This is a genomic window from Pontibacter roseus DSM 17521, assembly GCF_000373265.1.
GTDB lineage: Bacteria > Bacteroidota > Bacteroidia > Cytophagales > Hymenobacteraceae > Pontibacter > Pontibacter roseus.
The window spans coordinates 520,166-534,749 of sequence record NZ_KB890766.1 but is presented as its reverse complement, the minus strand read 5'-3'; the positions used below and the strand labels follow the sequence as shown (position 1 = coordinate 534,749).

The window sequence follows — 14,584 nt, the reverse complement described above, 5'->3', positions numbered from 1 at the left end:
CTACTACAGCAAAAAAGCCGCTCCACGTATATTAGGGCGGCTTTTTTGGTTCGATAATTTCCCCCCTTCGGTTGATTCTGAGGTTGCTCGCCTCAAAATTCTACTTCTACACTACAGCTAAGGAGTGTGCCAGGTGAGTATTTTGCTAAAAAAGGCTCCGACCTAGGTCTCACCTTTCCCATACGAAAGCCAAAAACGTACCTCTCGCCCAATGCTGCTAACTGCTTACCTGCACTTAAGAAGAACAGTTTATCCGTTATGTTTGGAGTGCATCAGGGCTGATAGTGCCTACACGTCGTATTACCTGATAACTGAAAGCTAATACAGCAAGCGCAGAAATTGAGAACCATAAAATTCGATAAAACCAAGTGCGGTGTAGAGGTCTTGCTAAGGGTGGGATCAGGAGATGAAATAAAAGAAGCGTATACCAATACAGAGGTGTACAATACCGACTATTTTGAGATCCTGATTTTCAGAAAAGCGAAAGGGCATCTCGAACTGAACCAGCGAAAGATCGACTTGGTCGACAATACCATTGTCTACATTTCTCCATTTCAGAAGAGGCAATGGAAATTGGACCCAAACCACCTGGACTTCACTTTCCTTATTTTCCAGGAAGGCTTCCTCAACGACTTCTTTTCCGACAAGCTGTTCACCTACCGGCTTCTTTATTTTTACCAGCTGGATTACCCGCTGAACATGAGAGTCACAGCGGGGTATATCCAGAAAGCCTGCAGCACACTCACTGAAATTCACACCGAACTGAAGGAGACGAAACCAGACAGCGAACATCTTATCCGCTCCCTTCTCTATTATTTGCTGTTGAAACTCAACAGGGATTATGCCCAGCAAAACAACCTGCCACTCGATAAGCCGGAGAACAACTATGCCTATCAGTTTAAAAGGTTACTTGAGCTACACATCAAGGAAAAGCAGCGGATTGGAGAGTACGCGGAGCTTTTAGGCATCAGTAGAATCACGCTGAACAAAGCGGTACAGGCCCAATTCAACGTGACGGCCACCCATTTACTTAAACAAAGGCTGCTCTTTGAAATCAAGAACTACCTGATCCATTCTGGTCTGACTGTAGCCGAGATAGCGCACGAACTCCACTTCTCGGAGCCTAACCACTTGATGCGGTTTTTCAAGGCGCAAACCGGCCAGACTACCACCGTCTTCCTTGCCGATTATCAAAATGGTAGCATAGCATAAGGCTTTGGTAGGCTGCAAGCATTCCGCTATTCCGACCTTTGCGTCGGGTTCATTACTTCACAAATGTTGTAAGGGATGAAACACGGACCATAACAAAACAGAACGATTATGAAAAGAGTATTTTTACTGGTAGCGTTAACTTTATCTGCTACCTTTTCTTTTGCACAAGGCAAAGCAGACACGAAGGCTAGTCTTCAGCTAGTCAGAAACGCCACTTTGATTATAGAGTATGCCGGGCAGAAAATTTTAGTTGACCCGATGCTTTCTCCAAAGGGAGGCTTTCAGTCTTTCGCTGGAATCGAGCGGAACCCTACGGTCGAATTGAAGATGCCGGTAAGTGAAATCACCAAGGGCCTTGATTTGGTCATGGTGACGCATAGCCATCCCGATCACTTCGATGAGGCCGCAAGCAAGACCCTGGATAAATCTGTACAACTGATAAACCAGCCTGCTGACAGAGATTTTTTCAAGAAGGAAGGGTTCATCAACGCAGAAACCCTGGATAACAGCAGGGTATGGAATGATATAAGCGTTCACCGGGTAGAGGCACAGCATGGAACCGGCGAGGTACTGAAGATGATGGGCAAGACCTCGGGTTTTGTGCTCAAGGCCAAAAACCAGCCTACTATCTACATCGTCGGGGATGCTATCTGGACAGAGGAAATCAAAAAGACCATCAAGGAATATAAGCCTGACTATATCATCGTCAACTCCGGGGGTGCAGTTGTGCCTGGCTTTGAGAAGACCCCTATCCTGATGGATGAGGACCAAACGATGGCGTTGGTAAAGGAAAGTGGAAAGGCAAAGGTCATCGCAGTGCATATGAATGCGCTGGACCATTGTCGCACCACAAGAGAGTCACTTCGTCAAAAAGCAGAAAGTTTGAATATCGGAGTAGATAAACTGATTATTCCGCAGGATGGCGAGGTAGTGAAGTTATAAATCTGAATATTTGACTATTGCTTCAAAAACTCCCTTAAATCTACTAAATCCCTGTGGATAAAGTTCGATAATTCAATCATACGGGCTACTACTATTAAAAAGCCGCTCCATATTATGTGGAGCGGCTTTTTTGGTTCGATAAATTTCCCCTTCGGTCGAATTTCTTGATTTATTATACCATATAACTTCAATAATAGTGAGTTTACTTGGCTATTTACCCCTGTACTCAATGGGGTCTTTTGTCTTCACAAGTAACTTGTTCTCTGATTACTCCTTTTCAAAAATTTTCTTCCGGTGGTTCAGTCCCCAACCCTTTAAGGCATCGATGATGGGCGTTAAGGTATCGGCATAGGGCTCCGGCCTGTATAGAATCTTCACCGGGTAATCGTCTATTACCACACGCTTGATTAGCTGGTGCTGCTCGAGGTCTTTTAATTCCTTGGCTAAAACCTTCGGGGTGATCCCGGGAATACTCTCCTGTATATCAGTGAACCGCTCATTTCCCGTCATCACCGAAATAATAATGGGCAACTTCCATTTGCCATTTATCACTTCAATTGCATCCCGCACCGGCTTTACTGTGTCCAGGCAGGACAGGTACCCCATTTTATTAGCCATAACTCTTCGATTTTAACCTATTCCACTTTCCTTTGGGAAAGCACTATACAAAGGAAAGTAATAAGTCGTAATTTTGCAACACCTTACAAATATTGAAATTGACAAGGCGGAATATTGTAGCTGCAGGTCCTCAAGAACGATTAGGAGATGCTATAATGAATTCGGATGCAGATGGCGATGTCCGCTGAGGTCGGGTGTTATACTTGTAATTAAAAAATTAGGAACATGGCTTATAATGAACCAATAAAAAACAACGCTAAGGCAGGTAAACAGATGCTCATCGGTTTGCACCTTGGAAATGGATACGGCTCTCAGCCGGGAGCCTGGCGTATGCCGGGAGTTGACCCCAAAAGCTACACGAGTTTCGATGCGCGTGTCAAACAGGCTCAAGCAGCGGAGCGTGGTAAGTTTCAGTTTATATTTTTGCCAGATGGCCCTGGCGCTATCTTAACTGATCTGGAAACCGAGTCACCAAGTTTTAATCTCGATGTGATGCTTACCCTTGCAGCTGTCGCACGCGAAACCAAGCGCATTGGGTTAGTAGCTACGGGTTCTACAACCTTTAACGAGCCTTTCAACCTTGCCAGGCAGTTCAAGGCGCTCGATGTCATGAGCCATGGTCGTGCAGGCTGGAATGCAGTAACCTCCAGTGGTGATGCCGTCGCAGCAAACTACGGAAGAAGCATTCCGTCCAGTGAGGAACGTTATGGGCGGGCGCATGAGGTCGTCCAGCTCATCCAAGCACTTTGGGGTAGTTGGGGGAAAGAAGCTTGGGTGCATGACCAGGAGAGCGGGCAGTTCGCAAATAAAGAGCAGATCGTTCCCATCAATTTTAAAGGCAAGTTCGTGGGCTCACGCGGGCCGCTCTACATTCCCCCATCGGAACAAGGCCAACCCATTATCTTTCACGCAGGAGGCAGCCCAAATGCGCATGAGCTGGCGGGTCGCTTCGCCAATGCGGTAATTGGAGCGGCATTTACCATTGAAGATGCACGCGCTCAACGCAATGCTTTCCGGGAAGCGGCAAAGCGTTACGGTCGTAACCCTGACGAGATCAAGTATATCCCCGGCCTTATGACCACCATTGCCAAGGACAGACGCACGGCACTGGATCGCAGGATCAAACTCACAGGAAGCCTCATCCCTCAACGGGTAGCGTATCTTCAGCAAATGCTTGGCATACGCCTTGACCTTAACCGCCTTGACGAACCGCTCTCAAAAGAGCAACTGGACACAGCGCGCCCATCGCCTTATGACCCTCGTTCCCGCCATGCCCTGAAGATTGCAAAAGAAGGGTGGAGCCTGCGTGATATAATCGCCCACGGGGTGATTGATTATCATCCCGTCATTGTAGGACCGGGTATAGAGGCCGCCGATTATATGCAAGCGTGGTTTGAAGCAGATGCCGCCGATGGATTCTGGATTTCTCCCGACATCAACGAAGATGGCATTGATGCCTTTGTGGATGAAGTGGTTCCAATCCTGCAAGAACGTGGGCTCTTCCATCAAAATTATGAAGGCAAGACCTTACGCGAACATCTTGGTGCTCCTAATCAGTATGGTGTTGACCCTCGTGTTTTGACATGGGGCAAAGACAACATAGAGAAATAAGCCATAATTAATCATCATTAAAAATTAATCATAAATATAATCAACATGAACATAGGAGTAATTGGAGCCGGCGTGATCGGCAAGACCCTGGCAAGAAAGTTTAGCGCCGCTGGACACAACGTGACACTTGCAGATGCCAGAGGTGTGGCAAGCATCCAGGCCATTGCGGACTGGGCTTGTGTAAGAGCAGTAGAAGTAGAAGATGTTGCAGAGGATGTGGATGTGCTGGTGGTAGCTATTCCGTTTGGCAATATCCCGGACCTGGTGAAAACACTGCAAGGTAAGATAGCGGATCATGTCGTGATTGTGGAGACAACTAATTTCTGGCCCAATCGGGACGCTACGGTAGAGCCAGTGGAGAACGGCATGGTGAACAGCGTTTGGGTGCAGGAGCAGTTCGGTCGCCCTGTCGTCAAAGCATTCAGCAATATCGGTGCCTACAGCCTGGCGGTAGAAGGAAGACCCAAAGGAAGCAGAGGCAGGATTGCGCTGGCCGTCTCGGGGGATGAGCAAAAATCAAAAGAGGTGGTGCTGGGCCTGGTGGATGACGCCGGCTTCGACGCCTTGGATGCCGGGGGTCTGGAGGATTCCTGGCGACAGCAGGCCTGCTCCCCCGCCTATTGCACCGACCTCACCCTGCCTGAGCTTGTAAAGGCCCGGGCATCAGCCGAGAGAGAAACACTGAGAGAGAAGCAGGACCTGTTGTTTAGCAAAATGCAGGAGATAGGCGACCGATACTTTAAGACCATCCTGTCAGGAGATTACCCGGAAGGCTTCGTAGACCATGCCGTAGACATTGTTAGGGAGATTAACAATCTGCCTCCAAGAAAGCATAGTACGTTAAGTTAATCTGTAAACAGTTTAAAAGATATACAATATGAAAATAGGAATAATCGGCACAGGTGCCATCGGAAGTACGCTAGCAAAAAAACTCTCTGCTGCAGGTAATGAGGTAAAGGTCACCAACACCAGGGATATGGCCACACTTAAAGAAATAGCTGCCGGTTTGGGTGCAGAAGCGGCTACCATAAAGGATGTGGTAAAAGACGTAGAAGTCATTATTTTCTCTATTCCTTTCAAGGGTTATAAAGACTTGCCTAAGAATATACTGCAGGATGTATCTCAGGAGGTCATTATAATGGATACCAGTAACTATTACCCTTTCCGGGATGGCGAGCTCGCTGGTTTAGAAGGCAAGACCGAAAGTGAATACATCTCTGAAATCCTGGGAAGGCCTATTATCAAGGTATTCAACAATATCCTGGAGTACACCTTGAAGAATAAAGGGAAAGCTGCCGGAGAGGAAGGAAGAATAGCTGTATCGATAGCAGGCGATAACGAGATTCATAAAAAAGTAGCCGCTGAGCTGGTTGACCAGACTGGTTTTGATACCGTGGATGCAGGCATTTTGGCTGAATCCTGGAGACAGGAACCTGGCACTCCTGCCTATTGTACCGAACTGAATGCCGCAGAACTGAAACAAGCACTTGCTGCAGCGGAAAAGGGTAAAGCCCCTGCCATAAGGGATTTTATAATAAACAAATTTCAGAATTTCAGCCCCTTTCCTTCTCACGAAGAAATGGTTGATACTAATCGTTCAGCTGCCGCTGGGAATCTAAAGTAGGGTAATCTATTATTTGTACTTAACAGAAGGACTACTATCAGCATCTTTGTTTTGCTCACTTGTGCTGGTAGTAGCTATTTCCGCTACCATACCTAGCCCCTGCTTACCCGTGAGGCCAGGAGAAGAGGCCCCAGCAGCGTAGACATAATGAATCGACTGCTTGACTAGTAAATAACTGTACCTGGTAAACAGAAACGAAAAAGAGTCTCATTAGCATTGAATAATATGGATCATAAAGAAATAGCCTATTCCATTTTAGAACTTGCCATTGTATCGCAGGGGGAAACCATACAAAAGACCCTGCATAATTCATTGGCATTGGCAAAAGAAGCGGAAGCACATAACTACAAACGCATCTGGTTTGCCGAGCATCATAATTCAGACAATATTGGCAGTAGCGCCACCTCCCTGCTCATTGGTTACGTGGCTGAAAACACCTCCACCATCCGGGTGGGTTCGGGTGGTGTGATGCTTCCCAATCATTCGCCTTTGATTATAGCAGAACAGTTTGGGACATTGGCTCATTTATACCCTGGGCGCATAGATTTAGGCCTTGGAAGGGCGCCCGGCACCGACCAGGCAACTGCTCGTGCTATCCGGTCTGATTTTATGGAGGCTGCCCATTCTTTTCCTCGGGAAATAGAAAAAATTCAGCAGTATTTCTCCGTAGAAACTAAAACTGCAAAAGTAAGGGCTCCCATTGCAGAAGGCACTGATGTTCCGCTGTATGTATTGGGCTCGACTACCGATAGTTCACACATAGCGGCTGAAAAGGGATTGCCTTACGCTTTTGCCAGCCATTTTGCATCTACGCATTTACACAACGCTTTGCGAATCTATGAGCAGGAATTTAAGCCTTCTGAGTATTTAGATAAACCCTATACCATCGCCGGGGTGAATGTTTTAGTTGCCGATACCGATGAAGAAGCCGAAAAACTATTTACTTCCTTGATCAGAATGTTTGTGGGGGTATTAACCGGGTCTAGAGACCCATTACAGCCACCAACCGAGATGATTGAAGAGTTGAAACAAGTATTGCAGCATCCAACATTACAGCAAATGCTTAGGTATTCATTTGTGGGTAGCAAGCAAACGGTAAAAGCGCAGATTCAGGAATTTCTGAAAGAAACGGGCGTGGATGAATTGATTACTGTGTCCACCATGTACAATCTGAATGACCGCCTAAAATCTACCAGACTACTTGCAGAAATTATGAAGGAAGTAAACGAAAATAGGTAAAGAAGGAAAGGTACCATTTATGGAGCTTTTAGAAGAAAGTAGGCTGTTGTAATACAGAGTTAAAGCTTTATTTAAAACAATCTTCTCTGATCCTATCCTATCCCCAGAAAATCACTTAAGGAGGTAAAATCATTGTGGATAAAGTTCGATAATTCGATTCTTTGGTCTACTCGAAAGCCTCTCAGTTAATACTGAGGTGCTTTTTTTATGCACTTCGGACACTATTCAGACGCTAAAACGGCTTCATTAATTTAAAACTCTTCTACCTGTCTCTAAAAAGTCTGCTTTCGGAATCCAAAATAACTTAGGTAAGGCATCGGTGATGGCTATTCATGTTCCGCAAAACACTCATTAATTTGGTAAGTACTTGTTTGCGAACTCTTCTGTTTCACGGCCCGCTCTCCTGCCCAAATCAAAAAACAATTTTTGATTTTTGTTTGTGAGAAGGCAAAACATAACAGCTTAAGAGATATAAAAAATTGTTGCAAAATATCCTTAACTGGACGTGATTAGCTTGTACAGAAGATATGCATATCATATCTACTCGTCTCTGCTTCAAAGCGAATAGCATCTTATTCCATACCTCTACAATATGCAATCAGCACTTACCCTATCCGTAGCAACGTTTCTTTTTTGAAATCGTCCAACCTAAGGCGATTACTTAAGTTTCGAGTGCTATTAACTATGGTAAGGTTATTTCTACTCTCCGTTCTCCTCATGTTCAGTACTGTGTGTCATGCGCAGTACCCGGAAGAGAAGCCTGAGGAGAAGCCGTATCTGAAGCTGGGCGGCGCTGTGCGTTTCAACTACAACCTCTCCACCTGGAAGGATGACCAGTTGGAGCGTGGCGGTGACTTTGGTTTTGACCTATTCCGCATCAACGCTGAAGCCGAGTATAGAGGCATCAAACTGAATGCGGAGTTCCGACACTACTCACAGGCCTTCGGAGGCTCATTCCTCAAACAGGGCTGGTTCCAGTACGACTTCTCGGACCGCTCTCAGATACAGGTGGGGCTGCAGCAGGTGCCTTTCGGTATTCAGCAATACAATTCCAACAACTGGTTCTTCAACATGACCTACTATGTAGGCTTCGAGGATGACCATGACATAGGCGTAAAGTACATCCGCGACTCCGGCCGCTGGCAATGGCAGGCAGCTTACTATAAAAGCGCAGAGGAGTTTGTTTTTGCTCAGACGGACCCTAGCCCTAACCGCTATTCCTATGATATTACCGGGCGAAATAAGGAAAACAACCAGCTAGACTTCAAAGTAATTCACCGCCTGGGCGATAGCCTGGCGCATGAACTGGGAGTTTCCTTGCAGGGAGGTCTGCTCTACAACCTCGACACAGAGCGTAACGGCACCCGCTACGCCGGGGCCATCCACTACGAGTACCAGGCAGACCACAGCCCCTGGAACTTTAAGCTGCAGGCCATGCGCTATCATTTCAATCCAAAATATGCAGCTGGAGCCAATCTCGACTTTGTGGGGATGGGTGCTTACGGCGCCAACTACAACGTGGCAAACGAAGGCGAAATCTATACGGCAGGTGTCTCTTATCATATTCCCGTTGCAACGAAACTGCTCCAGGGCATTGACATCTACAACAACTACGGGTATTATAATAAGCGCGTAAGTGGCTATGAGAACGCGCACATGAACGTGCTGGGAGCTTTGTTTACTGCCGGACCAATGTACATCTATACCGATGCGGCCTTTGGCTATAACCACCCCTGGCTAGGTCCCGAATGGACCGACGCCCTTGCAGCAGGTACGCCCGGCGAAACCAACTGGCACATGCGCTTCAACATTAACATGGGATACTATTTCTAGTGTAAAAAAACTGCATGCATGAGTAAAGTAAAAATCAACATAAAAAAATCGATGGGGCTGGAGGTAAACGGTCCCGTGTTCTGGTCGTCCATTGTCTTCCTGGTGATTAGCATTGCGCTGGTTCTTATTTTCAGGGAGAGCGCCGAAGCATTCTTCAGCGAAGCACAGGCGGCTGTCACCTCTACAATGGGTTGGCTCTTTATACTCAGCGTGAACCTGTTTGTAGGGTTCTGCCTGTTTGTGGCCTTCAGTCGGTTTGGAAAGATAAGGCTGGGGGGCAAGGAGGCCAAACCGGAGTTCAGCACCTCTTCCTGGTTCGCTATGCTGTTCAGCGCAGGTATGGGTATAGGTTTACTCTTCTGGAGTATAGCCGAACCTATCAACCACTTCCAGACGCCCCCGCTCGGTGAGCCCGGCACGCCTGCGGCTGCCCGGCAGGCCATGAACTTTACGTTTCTGCACTGGGGACTGCACGCCTGGGCTATCTATGCGCTGGTGGCGCTGGCGCTGGCATACTTTACTTATAACCGGCAGTTACCGCTTACCGTGCGTTCTGCCTTCTATCCTTTCCTCGGAGAGCGCATCCATGGTATAGTGGGGCATGTGATTGATACGCTGGCCGTGATTGCGACCCTTTTTGGACTGGCTACTTCGCTGGGGCTGGGTGTGCAACAGGTGGCGGCGGGCCTGAACCACGTTATACCTGCCATTGTAAACAATATCACCACCCAGATTATACTTATCATTGTCATCACGGGCATTGCCACTGTATCTGTGGTAACTGGTGTAGACAAAGGCGTTCGCATCCTGAGTGAATGGAACATCCGGATTGCCTTGTTTGTACTTGTGGCTGTGCTTGTACTGGGGCCTACTGTGTTTATACTGGGCTCCTATGTCCAGAATACAGGCTCTTACATCGGCAATTTCATGCAGCTCTCGTTCTGGAACGAAGCTTTTTCTAACAACAACTGGCAGGGCTCCTGGACTGTTTTCTATTGGGCCTGGTGGATTTCCTGGGCACCGTTTGTAGGGATTTTCATTGCAAGGGTATCCAAGGGCCGAACCATCAAGGAGTTTGTGCTTGGCGTGCTCATCGCTCCTTCGCTCCTCTCCTTTCTCTGGATGACCGCCTTTGGCAGCACCGCCCTACGCGAAACCTTGGCGGGCAATCCGGCTATTGCAGATGCAGTGGCTGCGGATGTGTCCACCGCACTGTTTGTGTTCTTTGAGCAACTGCCTTTCTCCACCATACTTTCCGTGATTGGCATTTTTCTGGTGGCGGGCTTTTTTGTCACCTCCTCCGATTCTGGTTCGCTGGTAGTGGTAAGTCTTACCTCCGGCGGCAACCCCAATCCTTCGGTGGGCTTACGTGTTTTCTGGGCGCTGTCAGGTGGCGCTGTGGCGGCTGTACTGTTGCTCGGTGGCGGCTTACAAGCCTTGCAGACAGCCGTTATCATCACGGGACTTCCGTTCGCCTTTATCCTTTTGCTGATGTGCTACAGCCTGTATCGCGGCTTAGACGAGGAAGCCGCGGAGGAGACAAAGCTGGGAAGGGCGCAGCAACGTAAAGCCTACCAGCAGCTGATTACCGAAATGCTGGCCAAGCGTGCACAAAAGCAAGACTCAAGAACAGCCGTACCACAGAAAGACAGTTCTATACCTCCAAACCCTAATGCACTATGATAACGATAGATGCCCTGATGGTCTGCCTCGACCTGAGCGATATAGACGAGAAACTGGTTGCCTTCTCCCGCTCCATCTGCGAGCGGCTGGAGGTGCGCAAGGTATATTTCGTACACAACATCAAACTATACGAGCTGGGCGATGACTTCCGGGAAATGATTGGGGATATTGACCTGAGCAAAGAAGTAGAGGAGAACATCGCCGATTTAGTAGCTGAGCAGTTTGGCAACACCGCAGATTATGAGGTATTGGTAAGCGAGGAGCCTAACACCGAAGTTATACTGGCCGACCTGGTAAAGCGCTATGGCATCAAGCTGACGCTGCTGGGCAAGAAAACGAGCGACAAAAGTACCGGAGCCTTGGGCACAAAGCTGTTGCGCATACTTCCGTGCAGCGTGCTCGTGTTCCCCGAAACAGCCGCCCCGACCATTCAGAAAGTACTGGTGCCGATTGACTTTTCAGATACTTCGGTACACGCACTCCGGCTCAGCAAGGAGCTATCAGACCAGTTGGGGCTGCAACTGGAGATTATGCACGTGTACCGGCTGCCATCGCAGTTCTTCCCGCTGATATCCGAAGAAAAAGCTGTCCGGAAAGCCGAGGAAGTGGTGAAAGAAAAATTCGCTGACTTGCAGAAACGACACCAGGAGATTGCCGGTGTGCCTTATACCCTGGTGCGAGCGGCCAACAAAAGCATAGCCGAGCGCATTGTCCTGCACCTGGAAAAAGGCGGCCATGATTTGCTGGTACTCGGGCTGAAAGGAAACAACCCCTTGCCATCGCTAAGCCTGGGGAGTGTACCAACCGAAATGTACAATACCGATATTAATGTGCCGCTTTGGCTGGTGTATTCTGAGGACGTTATCAGGCAGTAGCAGGTATAGGACTCTAGAGGTATGAACAACCGTAAAGATTCATAACGGCACCCGGGGATAATTAGAGACTTCTACTTCTTTGCCACTTTTTGTATGAAGCAAGCGGCTAGGCCGGTTTTCCTGCGCTAATTGGTGCGCCCGGTCAAGCGCGTCCTCCTCCTCTTTGAAAGTCCCTAACGTCGTATTGGCATAATCCAACACTTGCCACTGCTCCTCTTCCTCACTCCAGGTAATCCGGTAGGTATTTTCAGCCAAGTGAGGCTTGTTCCGAATCAGGTCGAGTATGATTTTTCCATCACTGTAGCTTCCATCCGGGTAAGGCATGGGCAGCAGCGCGAAGAAGATGTAGTACATGGAAAAGTAAGTAAACTGATAGGTAAGCATACCTGCCTCCACTGTTCCTTTTTCGACAAAGTACATCACAGCAATGGCTGCTATCGCATTGAACAGCATTCCGCCTGAAAAGATGAGGATGTTAGCTATTCGGTGCTTGTACTTCAGGTTATCAAAAGAGCAGAGGCCATACCAGAAATAGTATTTGCGTACTTCCAGCATGCCCAACCGAAAAAGTACATCTCCGGTGCCAACAGTTACTCTGATGTTTCTGCCGCCCATTAGCCAGGCAAAGAACACATGGCCGGCCTCGTGCAGAAAGGAAATTATCGGAAGCACCAGAAAGAAGGCTAGTACAAACTTCGGTATGTCCTGGAATCCAAACATGACTATACCTGTTACGGCAACCAGGAATTGAGTTACGGCTTACGTAGCTTTTTAATGCATACCTTGGCTTATAAGTAAAGGCTCAAAATAGGAATTTGCGTTGTCATTAAGTACAAAAGGCTGTGGACGCACAGCACAACAGCAGACAAAGCTTTCACTAAGACTGAAGGGAAAGTAGAGCCCACGGCGAACACTGGACTTCCCAACCCAGCTACCAATACCTCAAAATATCAATAAGCTAAAAGAATGTATTTAGACGGGTGCCTCTGCCGGTATCGGAAGAGCAGCAAAACAGCGAAGCAGTTGTTGCGGACTGGAGACATACTGCATGACGCAGCCCGCTGGGTAGGGAGGGTGCACCTGTTTAGAATCAGAGCTCCAGACACTGAAGGTCCTCCCGCTGCTTCCTATACCTTGCAAGTGACTGAAAATCCTTCTGTACGAATCCAAGTGAAGAGCAGTCAACCTCCTTGTTGTCAACCTGTTCGGATTGGGGAGCGCCATTCGTTCTCGAGTATTCAGTATACTTCTTTTGAAGGCACTTTACTGGTTCGTCATCTATGATGTAAACCCGATTCTCTGTCACATTATCCCTGGTTTGGCCCTGATGTACAAAACTCCACGTCAAACGATTGTGAAATACGAAAAACAGAGCATCCTCTTTTACATAATAGCTGTCAACGGCTGAAAAGTGACTGTACTCACTGTAGGTGTGCCTGACCATCCGGAGCTGCCCTTTCTCAGAAAAATAAGTCGCCGTTCCTTTCTTCTCATCGTTACAATTGTAGCTGAACGAGGCTGAATCAAGCCTGCCGCTTTCCAACACGGAGGTAATGTAGGCATACTCCTCCCTGATGTCCTCAACATTCCTTATAGCCCGTGCCTCCCGCAACTTTTCAGAAGGTTTCATCTGAGAATTAGCTATGGTGGTAGTCTCGGCTTGCAGAGCAGATTCTTCCATGGAAGCCGTTTTGTCTTTGCAGGAGGTAATCACAAGCAGAGCTAGCATGTAAATCAATCCATTCATCTTGTTTATCCTAAAGAGTTTCGTCTAAGCGTTGCGGTAGTATTACCTTCTGTTAAACGTTTGCCGGTGTTCCAAGAGTGGATTTTATGCACACTCCTTATGCCGTATATTGAATGACTGCAGGAATCCGAAGCCTCGTCGATGGCAATACAGCCAACAGGGTAATTGCCAGATGAGTACCTTTATAATGACAAGCACTCAATGTTCCGCCTTCGGGTGATTTTGCAGATTTTTATACCAGCTATACCTGTCAGCATATTGCCCAGTATCACCACATCCTACTCGCTATGGCTGATATTGATGATTGCCGCAAAACCGTCTGCAAAGCAACCTACTGAAAGTTTTATCAATCAACCCTATCCAGATAAAGGAGGCTACTGAGGCTTCTGGATATGGTTTGTTTACCACATGTTATTGTAACTCATCAACCTGCTTGAGCCAGGCTGAGACTTCGTCTTTTAGTGACGCATTGAAGTATGGGAGAAACAAAGCCACAGTGACTGCCACATAGTATTTTATCTGCTTCTCCTGGGTATGATGTCTGTTTTGAGGCAGCCGCGCATACCTTACCCAACTATCAGAGATAATGAACACCTGCTCGAACAGGAGCGGAAATATGTGGACAGCTACTTCATCCTCAAAAATGCCGTTGCTTTTGTATTCCTCAAACAAGGCTAAAAATAATTCCCTCCTGCTTTGGAAAAGCTGCTCGTAAGCCACGTACACCCTAGGGAATGTCTCTAAAATGGGCGCAGATTCTATGAAAAAGAAGACATACCGGTACATGACCTGGTAAATGTCAGTGAGAGGGGCCACCAAGGCTTGGGCATCTGTGAAATTGGTGACAGCCTTGGTGGCGAAAGATGTGATTTCTCTCTCCATTTCTGAAAAGATAGCGAGCACCAGTTCTTCCTTGGTCTTGAAGTAATACCGCAGGTGCCCGTCGCTGATGGCCAGTTCATGGGCAATATCCCGAAGTGTGGTCTTGCTGATGCCCTTCCGGTTGAACACCTCTACTGCCTGACTGATAATCTTTTCTTTCATATTAGCTCTTTGGAGCTAAATTAACGAAAAACTACTACCTTTGTATTAGCTCAATTGAGCTATACGTAAACTATTTAATGTGCTAATTAGCTCTTAGATACCGATAATCGTTTCAGCAGATAGCAGAGCTGGTCGCTTATATACCTTGATTCCTAT

13 protein-coding genes are annotated in these 14,584 nt (G+C 47.5%); 9 read left to right on the top strand and 4 right to left on the bottom strand.

Annotated features, from left to right (window positions below; genetic code table 11):
* Window positions 1-339 precede the first annotated feature (339 nt).
* Together B051_RS0116610 and B051_RS0116605 are read left to right on the top strand one after the other, a co-directional pair.
* Window positions 340-1,212, top strand: a complete 873-nt coding sequence (locus B051_RS0116610; RefSeq protein ID WP_026236226.1) for an AraC family transcriptional regulator — start codon at window positions 340-342, stop codon at window positions 1,210-1,212.
* A gap of 108 nt (window positions 1,213-1,320) precedes the next feature.
* Entirely contained in the window at window positions 1,321-2,154 is an 834-nt protein-coding gene (locus B051_RS0116605) for an MBL fold metallo-hydrolase (protein WP_018477361.1), read from the top strand.
* A gap of 267 nt (window positions 2,155-2,421) precedes the next feature.
* On the opposite strand, the gene B051_RS0116595 is transcribed toward B051_RS0116605, so the two are convergent.
* The gene (locus B051_RS0116595) at window positions 2,422-2,772 is read right to left on the bottom strand and encodes a winged helix-turn-helix transcriptional regulator (RefSeq protein ID WP_018479345.1); all 351 of its coding nucleotides are present in this window, start codon (window positions 2,770-2,772) and stop codon (window positions 2,422-2,424) included.
* A gap of 225 nt (window positions 2,773-2,997) precedes the next feature.
* Here B051_RS0116595 and B051_RS0116590 point away from each other — a divergent pair, with 225 nt between their 5' ends.
* The 7 genes from B051_RS0116590 (at window position 2,998) to B051_RS0116560 (ending at window position 11,637) form a co-directional block, all read left to right on the top strand.
* Window positions 2,998-4,383: an NtaA/DmoA family FMN-dependent monooxygenase gene (locus tag B051_RS0116590; protein WP_018479344.1), complete on the top strand. Its 1,386-nt coding sequence runs from the start codon at window positions 2,998-3,000 to the stop codon at window positions 4,381-4,383.
* Between the two features lie 45 nt (window positions 4,384-4,428).
* Window positions 4,429-5,232: an NADPH-dependent F420 reductase gene (locus B051_RS0116585; RefSeq protein WP_018479343.1), complete on the top strand. Its 804-nt coding sequence runs from the start codon at window positions 4,429-4,431 to the stop codon at window positions 5,230-5,232.
* 28 nt (window positions 5,233-5,260) lie between these two features.
* On the top strand, window positions 5,261-6,007 hold the full coding sequence (locus B051_RS0116580; RefSeq protein WP_018479342.1) for an NADPH-dependent F420 reductase: 747 nt from the start codon (window positions 5,261-5,263) through the stop codon (window positions 6,005-6,007).
* Window positions 6,008-6,232: 225 nt separating this feature from the next.
* On the top strand, window positions 6,233-7,246 hold the full coding sequence (locus B051_RS0116575; protein WP_018479341.1) for an LLM class flavin-dependent oxidoreductase: 1,014 nt from the start codon (window positions 6,233-6,235) through the stop codon (window positions 7,244-7,246).
* A 684-nt stretch (window positions 7,247-7,930) separates the two neighbouring features.
* Window positions 7,931-9,079 (top strand): hypothetical protein, encoded by a 1,149-nt coding sequence (locus B051_RS0116570; protein WP_157578966.1) that lies wholly within the window; start codon window positions 7,931-7,933, stop codon window positions 9,077-9,079.
* Window positions 9,080-9,097: 18 nt separating this feature from the next.
* On the top strand, window positions 9,098-10,762 hold the full coding sequence (locus tag B051_RS0116565) for a BCCT family transporter (RefSeq protein WP_018479339.1): 1,665 nt from the start codon (window positions 9,098-9,100) through the stop codon (window positions 10,760-10,762).
* Window positions 10,759-11,637 carry a universal stress protein gene (locus tag B051_RS0116560; protein ID WP_018479338.1) on the top strand — a complete coding sequence of 293 codons (879 nt, stop codon included), beginning with the start codon at window positions 10,759-10,761 and terminating at the stop codon, window positions 11,635-11,637. The genes B051_RS0116565 and B051_RS0116560 overlap by 4 nt, the downstream gene beginning before the upstream one ends.
* A gap of 39 nt (window positions 11,638-11,676) precedes the next feature.
* Here B051_RS0116560 and B051_RS0116555 read toward each other — a convergent pair whose 3' ends face one another.
* From B051_RS0116555 to B051_RS0116545, 3 genes are all read right to left on the bottom strand, one after another.
* A complete protein-coding gene (locus B051_RS0116555) occupies window positions 11,677-12,357 on the bottom strand; it encodes a site-2 protease family protein (protein ID WP_018479337.1) in 681 nt (226 codons plus the stop codon).
* Between the two features lie 370 nt (window positions 12,358-12,727).
* Window positions 12,728-13,384 carry a hypothetical protein gene (locus B051_RS0116550; RefSeq protein WP_018479336.1) on the bottom strand — a complete coding sequence of 219 codons (657 nt, stop codon included), beginning with the start codon at window positions 13,382-13,384 and terminating at the stop codon, window positions 12,728-12,730.
* Window positions 13,385-13,795: 411 nt separating this feature from the next.
* Window positions 13,796-14,428: a TetR/AcrR family transcriptional regulator gene (locus tag B051_RS0116545; protein ID WP_018479335.1), complete on the bottom strand. Its 633-nt coding sequence runs from the start codon at window positions 14,426-14,428 to the stop codon at window positions 13,796-13,798.
* Window positions 14,429-14,584 lie beyond the last annotated feature (156 nt).

Bases quoted from the DNA above. Each gene is read 5' to 3' on its own strand.
- B051_RS0116605 (WP_018477361.1), top strand. From the start codon at position 1,321: ATGAAAAGAGTATTTTTACTGGTAGCGTTAACTTTATCTGCTACCTTT.
- B051_RS0116595 (WP_018479345.1), bottom strand. From the start codon at position 2,772: ATGGCTAATAAAATGGGGTACCTGTCCTGCCTGGACACAGTAAAGCCG.
- B051_RS0116590 (WP_018479344.1), top strand. From the start codon at position 2,998: ATGGCTTATAATGAACCAATAAAAAACAACGCTAAGGCAGGTAAACAG.
- B051_RS0116585 (WP_018479343.1), top strand. From the start codon at position 4,429: ATGAACATAGGAGTAATTGGAGCCGGCGTGATCGGCAAGACCCTGGCA.
- B051_RS0116580 (WP_018479342.1), top strand. From the start codon at position 5,261: ATGAAAATAGGAATAATCGGCACAGGTGCCATCGGAAGTACGCTAGCA.
- B051_RS0116575 (WP_018479341.1), top strand. From the start codon at position 6,233: ATGGATCATAAAGAAATAGCCTATTCCATTTTAGAACTTGCCATTGTA.
- B051_RS0116570 (WP_157578966.1), top strand. From the start codon at position 7,931: ATGGTAAGGTTATTTCTACTCTCCGTTCTCCTCATGTTCAGTACTGTG.
- B051_RS0116565 (WP_018479339.1), top strand. From the start codon at position 9,098: ATGAGTAAAGTAAAAATCAACATAAAAAAATCGATGGGGCTGGAGGTA.
- B051_RS0116560 (WP_018479338.1), top strand. From the start codon at position 10,759: ATGATAACGATAGATGCCCTGATGGTCTGCCTCGACCTGAGCGATATA.
- B051_RS0116555 (WP_018479337.1), bottom strand. From the start codon at position 12,357: ATGTTTGGATTCCAGGACATACCGAAGTTTGTACTAGCCTTCTTTCTG.
- B051_RS0116550 (WP_018479336.1), bottom strand. From the start codon at position 13,384: ATGAATGGATTGATTTACATGCTAGCTCTGCTTGTGATTACCTCCTGC.
- B051_RS0116545 (WP_018479335.1), bottom strand. From the start codon at position 14,428: ATGAAAGAAAAGATTATCAGTCAGGCAGTAGAGGTGTTCAACCGGAAG.